18 protein-coding genes and 1 tRNA gene are annotated in these 14,476 nt (G+C 58.0%); 10 read left to right on the top strand and 9 right to left on the bottom strand.

From position 1 onward, the window contains the following. Positions 1-163 precede the first annotated feature (163 nt). From MF268_RS02815 to MF268_RS02795, 5 genes are all read left to right on the top strand, one after another. Positions 164-1,471 (top strand): helix-turn-helix domain-containing protein, encoded by a 1,308-nt coding sequence (locus tag MF268_RS02815; protein WP_238369378.1) that lies wholly within the window; start codon positions 164-166, stop codon positions 1,469-1,471. A gap of 97 nt (positions 1,472-1,568) precedes the next feature. Next, a complete protein-coding gene (locus MF268_RS02810; protein ID WP_238369377.1) occupies positions 1,569-1,949 on the top strand; it encodes a response regulator transcription factor in 381 nt (126 codons plus the stop codon). Further along, a complete protein-coding gene (locus MF268_RS02805; protein WP_238369376.1) occupies positions 1,946-2,236 on the top strand; it encodes a hypothetical protein in 291 nt (96 codons plus the stop codon). The genes MF268_RS02810 and MF268_RS02805 overlap by 4 nt, the downstream gene beginning before the upstream one ends. Next, positions 2,236-4,911 carry an ATP-binding protein gene (locus tag MF268_RS02800; RefSeq protein WP_238369375.1) on the top strand — a complete coding sequence of 892 codons (2,676 nt, stop codon included), beginning with the start codon at positions 2,236-2,238 and terminating at the stop codon, positions 4,909-4,911. Before MF268_RS02805 ends, MF268_RS02800 begins: the two co-directional genes overlap by 1 nt. An 80-nt stretch (positions 4,912-4,991) precedes the next feature. Continuing rightward, positions 4,992-6,248, top strand: coding sequence for a FliM/FliN family flagellar motor switch protein (locus tag MF268_RS02795; RefSeq protein WP_238369374.1), 1,257 nt, complete (start codon positions 4,992-4,994; stop codon positions 6,246-6,248). A 6-nt stretch (positions 6,249-6,254) separates the two neighbouring features. Here the strand turns inward: MF268_RS02795 and MF268_RS02790 are convergent, their stop codons facing one another. From MF268_RS02790 to MF268_RS02775, 4 genes are read right to left on the bottom strand one after another with little or no spacing between them, the layout of a single operon-like run. Continuing rightward, positions 6,255-6,686, bottom strand: coding sequence for a protein tyrosine phosphatase family protein (locus MF268_RS02790; RefSeq protein ID WP_088633417.1), 432 nt, complete (start codon positions 6,684-6,686; stop codon positions 6,255-6,257). Positions 6,687-6,697: 11 nt separating this feature from the next. Next, a complete protein-coding gene (locus tag MF268_RS02785) occupies positions 6,698-7,129 on the bottom strand; it encodes a DUF6691 family protein (RefSeq protein WP_238369373.1) in 432 nt (143 codons plus the stop codon). Next, positions 7,129-7,554, bottom strand: a complete 426-nt coding sequence (locus MF268_RS02780; RefSeq protein ID WP_238369372.1) for a YeeE/YedE family protein — start codon at positions 7,552-7,554, stop codon at positions 7,129-7,131. The genes MF268_RS02785 and MF268_RS02780 overlap by 1 nt, the downstream gene beginning before the upstream one ends. A 25-nt stretch (positions 7,555-7,579) precedes the next feature. After that, positions 7,580-8,443 (bottom strand): MBL fold metallo-hydrolase, encoded by an 864-nt coding sequence (locus MF268_RS02775; RefSeq protein ID WP_238369371.1) that lies wholly within the window; start codon positions 8,441-8,443, stop codon positions 7,580-7,582. A 286-nt stretch (positions 8,444-8,729) separates the two neighbouring features. On the opposite strand from MF268_RS02775, the gene MF268_RS02770 reads away from it, so the two are divergent. Further along, positions 8,730-8,945, top strand: coding sequence for a hypothetical protein (locus MF268_RS02770; protein ID WP_144389767.1), 216 nt, complete (start codon positions 8,730-8,732; stop codon positions 8,943-8,945). Positions 8,946-8,969: 24 nt separating this feature from the next. Here the strand turns inward: MF268_RS02770 and MF268_RS02765 are convergent, their stop codons facing one another. Beyond that, positions 8,970-9,188 (bottom strand): hypothetical protein, encoded by a 219-nt coding sequence (locus MF268_RS02765; RefSeq protein ID WP_088633580.1) that lies wholly within the window; start codon positions 9,186-9,188, stop codon positions 8,970-8,972. 258 nt (positions 9,189-9,446) lie between these two features. Between MF268_RS02765 and MF268_RS02760 the strand changes: the two genes are divergently transcribed. Further along, on the top strand, positions 9,447-9,698 hold the full coding sequence (locus MF268_RS02760; RefSeq protein ID WP_088633413.1) for a DUF2312 domain-containing protein: 252 nt from the start codon (positions 9,447-9,449) through the stop codon (positions 9,696-9,698). Between the two features lie 257 nt (positions 9,699-9,955). On the opposite strand, the gene MF268_RS02755 is transcribed toward MF268_RS02760, so the two are convergent. Both MF268_RS02755 and MF268_RS02750 read right to left on the bottom strand, forming a co-directional pair. Next, positions 9,956-10,831 carry a hypothetical protein gene (locus MF268_RS02755; RefSeq protein ID WP_238369370.1) on the bottom strand — a complete coding sequence of 292 codons (876 nt, stop codon included), beginning with the start codon at positions 10,829-10,831 and terminating at the stop codon, positions 9,956-9,958. Positions 10,832-11,003: 172 nt separating this feature from the next. Then, a tRNA-Tyr gene (locus MF268_RS02750) sits at positions 11,004-11,087 on the bottom strand. Between the two features lie 124 nt (positions 11,088-11,211). On the opposite strand from MF268_RS02750, the gene rlmB reads away from it, so the two are divergent. The 3 genes from rlmB to MF268_RS02735 all read left to right on the top strand — a co-directional run bounded on the left by rlmB (position 11,212) and on the right by MF268_RS02735 (position 13,241). Further along, on the top strand, positions 11,212-11,982 hold the full coding sequence (rlmB, locus tag MF268_RS02745) for a 23S rRNA (guanosine(2251)-2'-O)-methyltransferase RlmB (protein ID WP_238369369.1): 771 nt from the start codon (positions 11,212-11,214) through the stop codon (positions 11,980-11,982). A gap of 172 nt (positions 11,983-12,154) precedes the next feature. Next, positions 12,155-12,598 (top strand): YHS domain-containing (seleno)protein, encoded by a 444-nt coding sequence (locus MF268_RS02740; protein ID WP_238369368.1) that lies wholly within the window; start codon positions 12,155-12,157, stop codon positions 12,596-12,598. Positions 12,599-12,770: 172 nt separating this feature from the next. Next, complete coding sequence (locus tag MF268_RS02735) at positions 12,771-13,241, top strand: CoA-binding protein (RefSeq protein WP_238369544.1); 471 nt, start codon at positions 12,771-12,773, stop codon at positions 13,239-13,241. Between the two features lie 38 nt (positions 13,242-13,279). On the opposite strand, the gene MF268_RS02730 is transcribed toward MF268_RS02735, so the two are convergent. After that, on the bottom strand, positions 13,280-13,615 hold the full coding sequence (locus MF268_RS02730; protein WP_238369367.1) for a phosphoribosyl-ATP diphosphatase: 336 nt from the start codon (positions 13,613-13,615) through the stop codon (positions 13,280-13,282). After that, positions 13,612-14,373 carry an imidazole glycerol phosphate synthase subunit HisF gene (gene hisF / locus MF268_RS02725; protein WP_238369366.1) on the bottom strand — a complete coding sequence of 254 codons (762 nt, stop codon included), beginning with the start codon at positions 14,371-14,373 and terminating at the stop codon, positions 13,612-13,614. Before hisF ends, MF268_RS02730 begins: the two co-directional genes overlap by 4 nt. Positions 14,374-14,476: the final 103 nt, after the last annotated feature.

Genomic DNA, 14,476 nt, shown 5'->3' with positions numbered 1-14,476 from the left:
GCAAATCAAATAAGAGGACAGTTCCGAAAACTTCGCAATAAACCCCTTGTTCCGAAAGATAATTTTGTCAATAAATGTACATAGGCGGTACGTTTCTTGTAAAATTAATTATGTTGCGATGCAGAAACCCTTTGAAATTGCCTGACAAAGCGGGGGAGCGAGTGTGGCAAGAGACACCCTGACGGGCGGACGTATCCGCGAGCGGCGGCTGATCGCGGGGATGCGTCAGGCCGAACTGGCGCGAGAGGCCGGGATTTCGGCCTCATATCTCAATCTCATCGAACACAACCGCCGCAGAATCGGTGGCAAACTACTTGTCAATATAGCCCATGTACTGGGGGTCGAGCCCTCCATGCTCTCGGAAGGGGCGGAGGCGGCGCTGATCTCGACCCTGCGCGAGGCGGCCGCGGATGCGGACAAGGTGCAGGCGGAAACCGAAAGGGTTGATGAATTCGCGGGCCGGTTTCCGGGCTGGGCGCAGGTTCTAGCACAATCGCACCGCAGGATTGCCTCGCTTGAGCGCACCGTTGATATCCTGTCGGATCGGTTGTCCCACGACCCGGATCTTGCCGCTTCGTTGCACGAGGTACTCTCAACCGCGGCGTCGATCCGCTCGACCGCCTCGATCCTTGCCGAAACAGGCGATCTTGAGCCGAAATGGCGCGACCGTTTTCACCGCAACCTGAACGAAGACAGCCTGCGGCTTGCTGAAAGCAGCAAGACCTTGGTGTCCTATCTGGATGAAAGCGACCGGAGCGAGAACCCCGGCAGTATCCCCCGCGAAGAGGCCGAAGCGTTCTGTGCAGCACAGGGCTATCACTTTCCGGAACTGGAGGAAGGGCTCAAGACGCCGGAAGAATTGGTCGAGGGGCGATCTGAACTGGCCTCGCGCGCGTCGCGACGGATTGCGGTGGATTTCCTGAGGCAATACCGCTCGGACGCGCTTGCCTTGCCGCTGGAGCCGTTTTCCGAAGCCTGCGCAAAGTTTGGACCCGATCCGGCGCAACTGGCGGGTGAATTCGGGGCGGGCATACCCGAAGTCTTGCGGCGCATCGCTGCAATGCCCGAAACGGTTGTGCCACAGGGGGCGGGGCTGGTGATTTGTGACAGCTCGGGCGGCATGTTGCTGCGCAAGAACGTCGAAGGGTTCGCCATGCCGCGTTTCGGCGTGCCTTGCCCGCTTTGGCCATTGTTTCTTGCGCTGAACCGCCCCTTGGTCGCCTTGCGGCGCGATGTGGTTCAGGCAGGAAGAGGCGGAGCCGGATTTACCTGCTACGCCCAGTCCTGGCCTGTGAACACGCCGGACCTGACCGAAAACCCCTTGTACCATTCTGTCATGCTCATCTTGCCAAAGCCCGGCGATGAGGAGCCGGCAAGCGGTACGGTTCGACTGGGAAGTACATGCCGCGTCTGCCCGAGACAGCGCTGCATTGCGCGACGTGAACCTTCGGTTTTGCGTCAAGACTTTTGACAAGCCCGAGGAAGCTTGCCTAGAGTTGCAGGAAAAACGGCAATTTATTGCTTGATCGGCGCAGATCTGCGCAGCACTTGGGGAGGAGTGACGATCAATGAGCCGAAGAGTTTTGCTGATCGAGGATGAGCCAAACATCATCGAAGCGATACGTTTCCTGCTGACGCGGGATGGATGGAACGTGAACACGCATTCCGACGGAACAGATGCTGTAAAAGTGGTGCAAGAAGCCAAACCTGATCTTGTCATCCTTGACATGATGCTGCCCGGCAGAAGCGGCATGGATATTCTGCGGGACCTGCGCGAGATCGTCGAACTGGCCGGTCTGCCTGTGCTTATGCTGACGGCGCGGGGTCAATCGCGGGATCGGGACATGGCTGAAAAGGCAGGGGTCAGTCGTTTCATGACAAAACCCTTTTCGAATACCGAAGTCCTGACGGCGGTTCGCGATCTCGTGGCGCAGGCTTCTCGTTCATGAGTGAGCGGCGGGGAGGCGAGACACCCCGTGGTCCGACGTTGTTTCTCGAACGGCAGAGCTACCGCCGCCGCCGCCTAAGCGAAGTCGCGCGGCTGATGCCGATATTCGGGGCCGGGTTATTCATGGTGCCGTTGCTCTGGCCGGTGGGGGACGAGAGCGAAAAGGTCCAGACCTCGAGCGCGATACTCTACCTGTTCGGCGTCTGGGGCGGCTTGATCCTTGCCATCGCGCTGTTTGGTCTTGTGACAAGGAGCTGGGCGAAGTCGGACCAACGTGAGATCGACTGATGGCATCGCTGAACCTGCTGCTATCGGTCTGCTTTTGCTACGTAATCCTGCTTTTTCTCGTGGCCTTCGTGGCCGACCGGCTGGCCGCGCGCGGGCGCAGCACTTGGCTGCGGTCGCCCTTGATCTACACCCTGTCGCTGTCGATATATTGTACCGCCTGGACGTTTTACGGAGCGGTTGGATATGCCGCCCGGTCCGGGTTGGAATTCGTCACGATCTATCTTGGTCCCACGTTGGTGATGATCGGATGGTGGTGGGGGCTGCGTAAATTGGTCCGGATCGGGCGTAGCCACCGGGTGACGTCCATCGCTGACCTTTTGTCGTCACGGTATGGCAAGTCAAACACGCTTGCCATTGGGGTTACGATCCTCGCCGTGATCGGGGTGACGCCGTATATTTCGCTTCAATTACAATCAATTACCCTGTCGTTTTCGATTTTTGCAGATGCTGATCCGGGCTCGGATGACAGGGTCGGGGCTACCGTCATCTGGGTGGCTGCGGGACTGGCGGTTTTTGCAATCCTGTTCGGTACGCGCAATCTGGACGCAAATGAACGCCACCATGGCGTCGTCATGGCAATCGCCATCGAAGCGGTGGTCAAGCTGGTGGCCCTGCTTGCGGTCGGTGTTTTTGTCGTCTGGCAAGTGTCCGGCGGGATAGAGGCGACCATGGCGCGCATCGATGCCTCGGAGATTGGCCGGTGGCAGGTGGACGGTGGGCGCTGGGCGTCGATCACCTTTCTCGCGGCGGCAGCCTTTGTCTGCCTGCCGCGCATGTTCCAGGTCATGGTGGTCGAAAACGATGACGAAAGGCATCTGAGAACGGCGGCTTGGGCTTTTCCGCTCTACCTGTTGTTGATGAGCCTTTTTGTCGTACCGATTGCGGCCATCGGGCTTGAGCTGATGCCGGCCGGGTCTAACCCGGACCTGTTTGTGCTGACCATTCCGCTGAGCCAGGGCAGGGAAGGTCTTGCCATGTTGTCCTTCCTCGGCGGGTTTTCTTCGGCCACATCGATGGTGATCGTGGCGGCGATGGCGCTGTCGACGATGGTGTCGAACCAGATCGTCATGCCGATCTGGCTGTCGTCACAGACCCAGCAGGCGTCCCAGTCCGGCGACGTGCGCAAGATCGTGCTCTTGTCCCGCCGGATTTCCATTGGCGCGATCATGGTGCTGGGCGTTGCCTATTACGAGATGTCGGGCGGCGGCGCGGCACTGGCGTCGATCGGGCTGATTTCTTTTGCCGGGATCGCGCAGATATTGCCGGCATTGGTGGGCGGTCTGTTCTGGCGCGGTGCAACCCGGCTTGGCGCTATTGCTGGGCTGAGCGTCGGGTTCGGCATCTGGATGTTCTCTCTGCTCTTGCCGGGGCTCGGATCGGGGCTCATTCCGCAGCATGTGATGGAGCAAGGGCTGTTCGGCATCGCGGCCCTGCGGCCTCATGCGCTGTTTTCGATTACGGGAATGGATCCAATCGAGCATTGCGTGCTCTGGAGCTTGACGCTGAACACGCTGGCATTTTTCATAGTGTCGGTCGCGAGTTTCCCGAACCCGGTTGAGCGCCTTCAGGGTGCACAGTTTGTGAACGTCTTTGAACACTCTGCCGGTCCCCGGGGCTGGACCGGGTCCGTCGCGCAGAGTGAGGATCTGATGGTCATGACACAGCGTATTCTGGGCACACAGGATGCGCGCGATCTGTTTCAACGCGAAGCTGCCCTTCAGGGGGAGTACGGGCAACTACCTGAACCGACCCCGGAATTTCTTGAACGGCTTGAGCGACAGCTGGCCGGATCGGTCGGTGCGGCAACTGCCCACGCGATGATCGGCCAGATTGTCGGGGGAAGCTCGGTCTCGGTGCAGGATCTTCTGGCTGTGGCGGATGAATCCGCGCAGATGCTTGAGTATTCATCACAGCTCGAAGCGCAGTCCGAGGAGTTGAGCCGTACAGCCCGAAAGTTGAGAGAAGCGAATGAAAAGCTCACGCAGATATCGCTTCAGAAGGACACATTCCTGAGCCAAGTGAGCCACGAGCTGCGCACGCCGATGACGTCGATCAGGGCCTTTTCGGAAATTCTGCGAGACGCGTCCGATCTCGACGAGGCGGACAAACGGAAATACGCAACGATCATCCATGACGAAGCACTGCGACTGACCCGGCTGCTGAACGATCTGCTTGATCTCAGCGTTCTGGAAAGCGGGCAGGTCAGCCTTAATATGCGACCGGGGAACGTGAAGGATGTTCTCGACCATTCCATCGTTTCGGCCCTCGCCGGGGCGGACGGCAGCCTTGACGTCATACGCGATGAAGCGTCTGAGCGTATTCCGCTTTATTCGGATCTGGACCGTTTGGCGCAGGTTTTCATCAACCTCATCACGAATGCCCTGAAATACTGCGATGCCGGTCAGCCGCAGTTGAGGATCACGGCAAGGACGGCAGGGGACAATGTGGTCGTGGACATGGTTGACAACGGATCGGGCATCCCGACCGAAGCGCAGGCGATGGTATTTGAGAAATTCGCCCGGGTGAGTGCGGAGAAAGCGGGCGGCGCGGGTTTAGGGCTCGCCATTTGCCGGGAGATCATGCAGCGCCTCGGCGGGGATGTCGTATATTTGGCGGGACAGTCGGGGGCAGGCTTTCGGGTGACTTTGCCGACAAAGGGAGAAATCAAAGGATGAAGAGGGCGTTGTAAAGTTAATGGTAACGATACCTGCTTAGACCCGGTGGCGGGGTAACGGCAATCGGCAGGTCGGAGGCAATGACAGCCACACCGGAGTCAGTCATTCATCGTAAAGTGGCCGCAGGTCGCGACGATCCCAAGGTTGAGGGGCGCACCGCTTTACGAGCCCTGCGGCTTGGGCTTGCGCGGGCGGCGCGGGATGAGTTCGGGTTGCCCATCGCCATCATCGGCGCGACACAGGCCCGTGCCGCGCAGGAGCATCTTGGCGATCATGTGGATGAAGAACGCATGTTGCTGCTTCTTGACGGGCCGATGGGGGCGACCGGTGCCATCTGCGTCGACCGGAGCAGTCTTGCCGCATTGACCCAGCAACAGACCATGGGCAGGGTGACGGATGCGGATCCGGGTGAGCGACCCTTTACCGGCACCGACGCGGCCATGATGGCACCGCTGGTAGACGCGCTGATCAAGCGTTCCGCAGATCTTTGTGATTTTGAACCCGACAAAAAGTGCCTGGAGGGTTTTAGATTTGGCGCGATGACAGCCAATCTCCGCTCCCTCACCTTGGCCGTTGATGCCGAAAAATTCCGCATTTTCGAACTCCAGCTCGACTTTGCTGCCGGTGTGCGCCAGGGCGCGATGACCCTGATACTGCCGGACGAAGTTGAAACAGTGCAGAAAGACGTAACGTCCGAACCTGCCGTGTCGGCAAAGATGGAGCGCGCAGTAGGAGCCGCGACCGCAGAATTGAAGGTGGTGATCGCCCGCCTCAAACTTTCGCTCAAGGAACTGAACGAGCTCAAGCCGGACGATGTCATTCCGTTGGTCGATCCGCGCATGGAAGCGGTGGAATTGCTAAGTATCGAAGGCAAAAAGGTTGCGACGGCTCATCTGGGGCAGGCCGGCGGGTGGAAAGCTGTCCGGCTCAACTGTCCGTCACAGCAGCAGTTGCGCCATGTCGAAGAGGGTCCCGGTTTTGAAACCGACAACCTGATGGCCGGTGGGGACGATCTTGGGGTAACGCTGGACATGCCGGCGCTGCCGGATTTTCCGGGCAGAGTCGAAGAGGGCGGATTTGGCGGTCTGGCGGACCTGCCGGAAACTGATGCGATGCCGTCCATGCCCGACATGCCGACGATAGGGAACCTGCCCGAGCCGGGCAGCCCGCCGCCAATACCCGAAGAGATGGATTTTCCGCCAATGGCGGGTTTCGATGATGACGCGGATTTGCCCGATATGAGCACCGAGGATGCCGCCGCCGAAATATCAGCGCTCGCGGGGCTGCCTCTGGACGAGGAAGACGGTCTGCCCGAGATCAAATTCCCCGAGACCTAGATTGGCCTAGGCCTTGCTCTGGGCGATCTGATCAAGCATGGGCCGCAGATGATCAAGCTGGTAGCCAGCGTTGCTCGTCGCCGACAGGATTTCGTCCGTCGGGCGGGTGCCTGCCTGACTGAGCGCCCAAATCACCGAGCATCTGGTCCCGGACGCGCAATAGGCCAGAACGGGACCTTCCGATGCTTCGATCATGGCGCGTTGCCGCGCCACGTTTTCGGGGGTCATCGTCTGGTGGGTCAGTTCGAGTACCTCGAACTTGAGCCCTGCCGCTTCGGCCGCCGCTTTTACCGCAGCGGATTGATGCGACGGAGGCACTTCGCCATCCGGCCGGTTGCAGATGATCGTGCTGTACCCCGCGTCCGCGATTGCCTGAGCATCCTCTGGATCGATCTGCGGGGAAACGTGATAGCGGTCGGTGATTTTACGTGCATCCATGAGGTTGATCCTTACGCTGCAGCAGAACGGCTGTCCAGATACCGAGACGCGGTGGGGGCCAGACGCATCCCGATCAGCATCGCTGCCAGAAACACGAACCCGCCTGTGCCGCCATAGGAGAGGGAAGCGATGGCCGGGCCGGGGCACAGGCCCGCAAGACCCCAGCCAAGTCCGAAAAGAATGGAACCGGTGATCAGGCGACGGTCAAATTCTGCCGCAGGCATTTCCGGAAAAGACCCGCCGATAACCGGCGTGCGGGATTTGGTCATTTGCCATGCAATCGCCATAGGGATCATCGCGCCGCCCATCACGAAGGCGAGCGTGGGGTCCCAGTTGCCAAACAGGTCGAGAAAGCCCTGCACCTTGTTCGTGTTGGTCATGCCGGAAAGCAAGAGGCCGGCACCGAACAGCCCGCCCGAGAGTATTGCGAAAAAAATTCGCATCAGATGATCTCCAGAACATGACGGAAGAGGGCGACGCTCACGATGCCGGAGGCCATGAACACCAAGGTGGCGACGATGCCGCGGGGGGAGAGACGCGACATGCCGCAGACGCCGTGCCCGGAAGTGCACCCGTTCGCGATTCTTGTGCCGAGTCCCACCAGAAGTCCGGCCACGGCGATGATCAGCCAGTCACTCGTGAGATGCGTCTCAGTCCCGGGAAGCCAGATCAGGGCGATCACGGCGGGAACTGCGATCATTGCCGCGACAAAGGCGGCGGCCTCAAATGCCTGAGATCCCTTTGCATCGACAATTCTGCCGATGATGCCGCTGGCACCCATGATGCGGCCGTTGCCCAAGAGGTAAACAGCGCCAGCAGCGCCTATCATCAGGCCGCCCAAAAGGCCCCAGATCCAGTCCATAATCATGATCGCATTTTCCAGTTTATCGCGCTCAAAGCTTGTTCAGGGGCAGTTTTAGCATGATGTCGCCATTCGGTTCGGGCTCTGGCATGTTGCCCGCCCGCATGTTGACCTGAATCGAAGGCAGGATCAGGCGGGGCATGCCAAGCGTCGCATCCCGGTCGTCGCGCAGTTTCCTGAAATCTTCCAATTTGCGGCCATGCCCGATGTGGATATTCAGCTCTTTCTGCTCACCCACCGTGGTTTCCCAGGCATAGTGATCCCGTCCCTGCGCCTTGTAGTCATGGCCCACGAAGATCCGGGTTTCATCCGGAAGAGCGAGGATCTTCTGGATCGAATTGTAAAGCGTTTCCGAAGAGCCGCCCGGAAAGTCGCATCGCGCCGTTCCGAAATCGGGCATGAACAGGGTATCGCCGACAAAGGCGGCGTCACCGATCACATAGGTCAGGCAGGCGGGGGTATGGCCGGGCGTATGGAGCACATCGCCCCGCATCTGGCCAATATGGAAACTGTCGCCATCTTCGAACAGCTTGTCGAATTGCGAACCGTCACGCTGGAATTCGGTGCCTTCGTTGAAAACCTTGCCAAAGGTTTCCTGAACCGTGGTGATGTTGGCGCCGATACCAATCTTGCCGCCGAGCTTTTCCTGGAGATAGGGGGCGGCGGACAGGTGGTCGGCGTGAACATGGCTTTCGAGAATCCATTCAGTCGACAGACCGTTACTGCGCACGAATTCGATAATCTTGTCAGCCGAGCTGGTGTCCGTCCGGGCCGCCGCATTGTCGAAATCGAGCACGCTGTCGATGATCGCACAGGCGCTGCCACTCGGGTCGCGAACCACGTAAGATACTGTGTTTGTTGCTTCGTCAAAAAAGGCGGTAACGTCAGGTTTCATGAGCGATCTCCATCTTTCGTCAAACATATATTATTTTGTGAATATGTTTCAACCATGATTCGGCGCGTGGTGAAAATTTAACGGCTGACGCGGGGTGGCGTCACCTCGCGAGTTCGGATTAAGCGTCTGTAAACACTTTGTAGTATATCGCCTTATAGCCGGGATTTCGCCGATGTGCAGCGAGTCACAAATCAAGGCGAGAAATCTCAAACGGCTATGCTAAAGTGCATGAGACATGAGGTTTGCCGGAGGAGGGGCAAGGCAAATGTTAAAAGGGGAGGAAGACATGACCGATCAGGAACTATCTCAGACCGCGCGGCAACTGGAAGCGACCATCGTCGCATCAAGAGGGGCCAAACGGCTTGAGTTGCAGCCGCAGCTCAGCCGCGTGCTGGAACGTCTCGATCGTAGCGGACAGCATGTTCCGGCACGTCTTCGCAATCTCAATGCGGTCCTGCTGGACGAGGCGATTGAAAGCCGCTTTGACAATATGCCGCTCTGATTAACTTGAGCGGCCCCGGCGTGATCAGCTCAGGATCACGCCAACCACGACAAGCATCAAACCGATGACGGAAAGACATAGTGCCCCGAGGTTGAGGGGCAGAACCGCTGCTACGGCTGCGCGGAGTTCGGTTTCGCTGAGCCCCGCCCGGCGGGCGCGTGCGACCCGGAAGATACACCAGATCAGTCCGGCCAACCCTGCCAGCGAAAGAGCCGCACCGCCCCAGATCATGATCTCAAACATGACGAACTCCTTCATGTATCCAGCGTTCGCCTAGCGGATCGAGGCGTTTGGCGCAAGCTTGTCGCAACTGCTGATCCTGACTTGCGAAACGTCATCGCTGCCGGTATCCGAAACGGTGAAATTGGCGATGCGGCGGGCCTATATTCTTAGGTCCGGGTGAGAACAGGGGCGGCACCAAGCGCAGTCTTTCGTATTCGACAGTCGCAGCGGGTGGGGAACGCCCGAAATAAATTGGACCCTTAGAGGCAGAGGACCAGCATGAGCGAAGATACTACCTATTCCGTAACCGCAGGTGAATTAAGGCAGTTCGTGGAACGCGCCGAACGTCTGGAGCAGGAAAAGAAAGATATTGCCGAGCAGATCAAGGAAGTTTTCGCCGAGGCAAAAGGTCGTGGCTACGACGTCAAGGCGCTCCGTAAGATCATCGCGCTAAGAAAGCGCGACAAGGATGATATCGCCGAAGAAGAGGCGGTTATCGAGATGTACAAGGAAGCGCTGGGCATGAGCTAAGGCTTGTGCCATCGGGGCGCGTTTTCCTTGGCGCGTACCGCTGACAACGGGTCTCGGAAACGGGGCCCGTTTTTCTTATGCAGAGGTTTCTTTAGTGAACCAGTGGGAGCTGTGCCTGCCGGTGACGGTTTGACCTGCCATCACTGGTCGTGAACTTTCTTGTTCATTCCGTCTGATATGGCAGCCGAAGCGGATGTCTGGGCGTATTCTTGCCCCGGGGGCTTTTCATTCGTGCCGCGAGCATGCGCAGAAGAAAATCAAGGTGCGAGAAAACGGATTCCGTCAATCTGGGCGATCTTTGAGACGTCGTGGTCATATAGAAACGTCAACTCATCGACCAACTCGTCAGTCCAGCCGGGCAGGTCCAGTTCTTCTTCGATGGCTTCCGGAATGGCGTATTTTTCGAGGAAGGCAGCAATCACCTTGGTAATCTGGCGGTCGGTGAGTTCGGGCTTGGACGCAAGGTAGTCGCGAAGCCGTTTGAGTCCCGCTTCGGACATGATGTCATCCAGCAGATCGAACCGGCCTTTCAGGTTCTTGGCGGTCGCCAAGCCTGCAAAGCTCTTAAGGATTTCGGACCAGATAAAAGGCGAGTCCTCGTAACACCAGACCGTCATCTGAAGATCCGGGAGAATAGAGCGGACCTGCGTGAGCATATCGCTCCACCGGATTTCTCTTGCCGGATTATTAAGAAGCAGATCCTGCTGCTGTCGCTTGGAGGCGTTGCTCATCACGTTTGGCAGAAAGGTCGCAGGATTGCATATCGCCAGGAACAACTCAAGGCTGTCCCCCGCAAACAACTGCTGGGCTTGTCGCAGTCTCCGGGTGGCCAGTGGGTAGAGCTTGCCGTCACCCAGAGCGAACCGGGGTGATCCGAAGAAATGTGTATTGGATAGAATCAGGCGGTCGGCTTTTTCTTCGTCGAGGATGGCATCGACAATCACATCCCTCGCGTCATCGGCAGGGGCGGCCGAATCCAGAGCGATGAAGGATTCCTTGATCAGTGTACGATATTTGCCCGGACCCGGCACCGCGATTCCGTTCCGGGAAAACTCCTGCTTGTTTTTCAACAGGCACTTGAGCAGCCGGTCGCTGTCCGTGTGATGTGCGCCAGCGTGAAGAATAACCTTCATGACCACCTCCAGAACTGTCGATAGCGGTCTGCTTGCGATACTGAACCGTCGGGGTCCCGTCAATTTTTGACTTTGATTTCCGGCGTCTTTGCCAATTGCCGAAATTATCTGTGGCAAATAAGCAGGTTGCCGCGGGGCAGTGTTGTTTTGAAGGTTAGAATATCTGAGAAAATGGTGGGCGACCCTGGAATCGAACCAGGCGTGCGTCTCCGCGAGGGAGTTACAGTCCCCTGCCACACCTTGCGGCCTGTCGCCCACTGTCGGATGCGCATTGCTTCCGACGTGGGGGCGTGATTACAAGCGCACTCTAGAGGCGTCAACAGGAAAATCCGGCCAAATGACGTATCCTGAAAAAAGCCTGGAACGCAGGGAGAATAGCTATGAAAAAACCTAAGTGGGTGGTCGAAAAGGAGCAGGCCAAAAAGGCGGCGGCGGCCGACACTGTGTGGCTGTTCGGTCTGCATGCGGTGCGCGATGCCTTGCTGAACCCCAAGCGGGAAAAGCTTCGCCTGATCGTCACCAAGAACGCGCAGGACAAGCTTGAGGATGCGATTGCCCAGTCTGGTGTCACCGTGGAACAGGCAGACCCTCGGAAGTTCTCCGCACCGATAGATCCCGGTTCCGTGCATCAGGGGGCGGCACTTGAAGTGAAACCGCTGAACTGGGGCAGCCTGATGGATGTGGCGATCGGCGCAGAGGTGCCGCGGCTGATTCTTCTCGATCGGGTAACGGACCCGCATAACGTCGGGGCAGTTCTGAGAAGCGCGGAAGTGCTAGGGGCCAGCGCCGTGATCGGCACGCGGCATCATTCTGCACCGGAAACGGGCGCTCTGGCCAAAACGGCCAGCGGGGCCCTTGAGAGACAGCCGTATCTGAAAGTGCGGAATCTCGCCGACGCCATAATCGAACTGCAGGGCGCCGGGTATCTGGTTCTCGGTCTTGATGGCGAAGCGGAACACACGGTCGGTGAGGCGCTCGCAGGCAACAAGGAAAGGCCGGTTGCGCTTGTGCTTGGGGCGGAAGGGCCGGGGTTGCGGCAAAAGACAAAGGAAACGGTGGATATGCTTGTCCGCATTCCCGCAGCCGGGGCGTTCGGTTCCCTCAACGTTTCCAATGCCGCTGCGGTGGCGCTCTATGCCACGCTGCACTGAAGCGAGCGGTCAGATGCCGTAAGACTGCAGTGGCTTTCACATGATAGTTGGGCGAAGCTCGACCGTGTAACAAAGTTCACAAGAGCTTTGTGCCAGGGTCACATCGGCGTAACCGACCTTCCCAGCGCGCGCGCAAGAGAGCATCTTGTAGCCAAAGCCAAAGGGAGAGCCCATGCGCGTTCTTGCGATACTGATCACCGTGATCCTGTTTGGACTGGTTCGACCCGGGCTGGCGGAGCAGTCGGCGTACCATGCCCCCAATGGCGTGGCGCTGCAGGGATATGACACGGTCGCATATTTCACCCGGCATGAAGCGACGCGGGGTCATTCGGACAAGAAGATCATGTGGAAAGGCGCGATCTGGTACTTTGCCAGCACCGAAAATCTGCAAAAATTCGAAGCCAATCCACGCGCCTATGCTCCGCGTTATGGCGGGCATTGCGCCTATGGCGTTTCTCGCGGCCTGCTGGTTTCAGGTGACCCACATAGTTGGCAGATCGTTGGCGGGCGGCTTTACGTCATGCATGACGAACGTATTCTTCGGGAATGGTCGCAGGAGACGGAGGCCAATATCCAGAAGGCGAACCTGAACTGGCCTGCGTTGTACAAGCGTTGATTCTCACAGTTTCGCGATCCGGTCTTTTTTTGTCGAATATGTTGCTTATTTGTCCATTGATCGCAGGCCGGAACTCCTGCGCATCATTTTACTGTCCCTCGTTCCGTACCTCGCGCCCAAAGTTCGCTTTGGGCGCTTTTTTCTTGCGAAGGATAGAGGTAGCAATTTCACCATGACAGATTACAGCGATGAATTTCTCAAATCCGTTTTAACGAGTGTGCGCGTCATTGCCGTTGTCGGCGTTTCGGCCAATCCGGTGCGTCCAAGCTTTTACGTGGCACGCTACCTCTCGCTCAAAGGCTACGACGTTATCCCGGTAAACCCCGGGCACGCGGGAGAGACGCTGTTTGGCAAGACCGTCATCAGATCCCTGTCTGACATTGATCGACCCGTAGACATGGTCGACATCTTCCGCCGGTCCGAAGCTGTGCCGCCCATTGTCGACGAAGCCCTCGACCAATTTCCGACATTGAAAGCCATCTGGATGCAAATCGGGGTTACGAATCCGGATGCTGCGCAAAAAGCCGAAGACCGGGGTGTGAAGGTGATCCAGGATCGCTGTCCCAAGATCGAGTACCAGCGGCTGTTCGGCGAATTACGCATGGGCGGTTTTGCCACCGGGATCATTTCATCCAAACTTTAGTGGTTTGAAGTTTCTGTTCAGAAATTTCCCAAGAAATTTCAATTTTCTTGGTCGGGCTCCTTCGTAGCCCGGGACGCCTTTTCGGAAATGCCACTTTGCGATTGCCGACGCTGCAGTTCCGCCAGAACTTCCTCAAGGGTCACATCCCGCGAAGCCAGCATGACGAGCAGATGGTAAAGAACATCGGCCGCTTCTGCCGTCAGGCGCGCTTTGTCGCCCTTTACTGCTTCGATAATGGCTTCTACAGCCTCCTCTCCGAACTTTTCGGCACATTTTTCAGGGCCGCTTGCAAGCAAACGCGCTGTCCAACTGCTATCCGGCGAGGCGTTACGCCTTTCAGATATTGTCGCGCCAAGTTCTTCCAGAACGCTCATGTCAGCCTCATCGGTATGCCTGCATCGGCCATGTGCCTTTTGGCCTCTGCAATTGTAAAATCGCCGAAGTGGAAAATGGACGCCGCGAGAACTGCGCTTGCGCCACCTAGTGTGACGCCTTCGACGAGGTGATCGAGTGTACCAACACCGCCAGATGCGATGACCGGGATGTCAACTGCGTCTGAAATGGCCTTGGTCAGGGGAAGGTTAAATCCGGCACGTGTGCCGTCTCTGTCCATGGAGGTCAAAAGGATTTCACCTGCGCCTTTTTCCTCCACCAAGCGGGCGAATTCCACGGCGTCGATGCCAGTGGGCCGACGTCCACCATGGGTGAAAATCTCCCAGCGGCCTGGCGCTACGGTCTTTGCGTCGATGGCCACGACGATACACTGGCTGCCAAAGTGGGCCGATGCCTCGGCAATGACTTCCGGACGCGCGACTGCGGCCGAGTTGAAAGACACCTTGTCAGCGCCGGCCAACAGCAGATCGCGGACATCTTCACGGGTTCTGACGCCACCGCCTACGGTCAGCGGGATATAGCACTCCTCGGCCGTTCGGCGCACCACATCGAACATCGTTCCCCGGTTTTCATGCGTGGCGTGAATGTCGAGAAAACACAGCTCGTCTGCCCCGGCCGCGTCATAGGCCTTGGCGGATTCTACCGGATCCCCGGCGTCCCGCAATTCGACAAAATTGACACCTTTCACGACCCGCCCGTCGGCGACATCGAGACAGGGGATGATACGTGTCTTGAGCATTCTATACCTTCAGAGTTTTGCCTTGGTTGACCGTCCTGTCACGGCAATGTCAACCACCTGCATTGGAACGATATCCACAGGCAAGTCGTTTTGAGCATGAAGA

The sequence above is a fragment of the Heliomarina baculiformis genome (genome assembly GCF_019966545.1).
Taxonomy (GTDB): domain Bacteria; phylum Pseudomonadota; class Alphaproteobacteria; order Rhodobacterales; family Rhodobacteraceae; genus Heliomarina; species Heliomarina baculiformis.
This window is presented reverse-complemented; position numbering and strand designations above follow the sequence as displayed.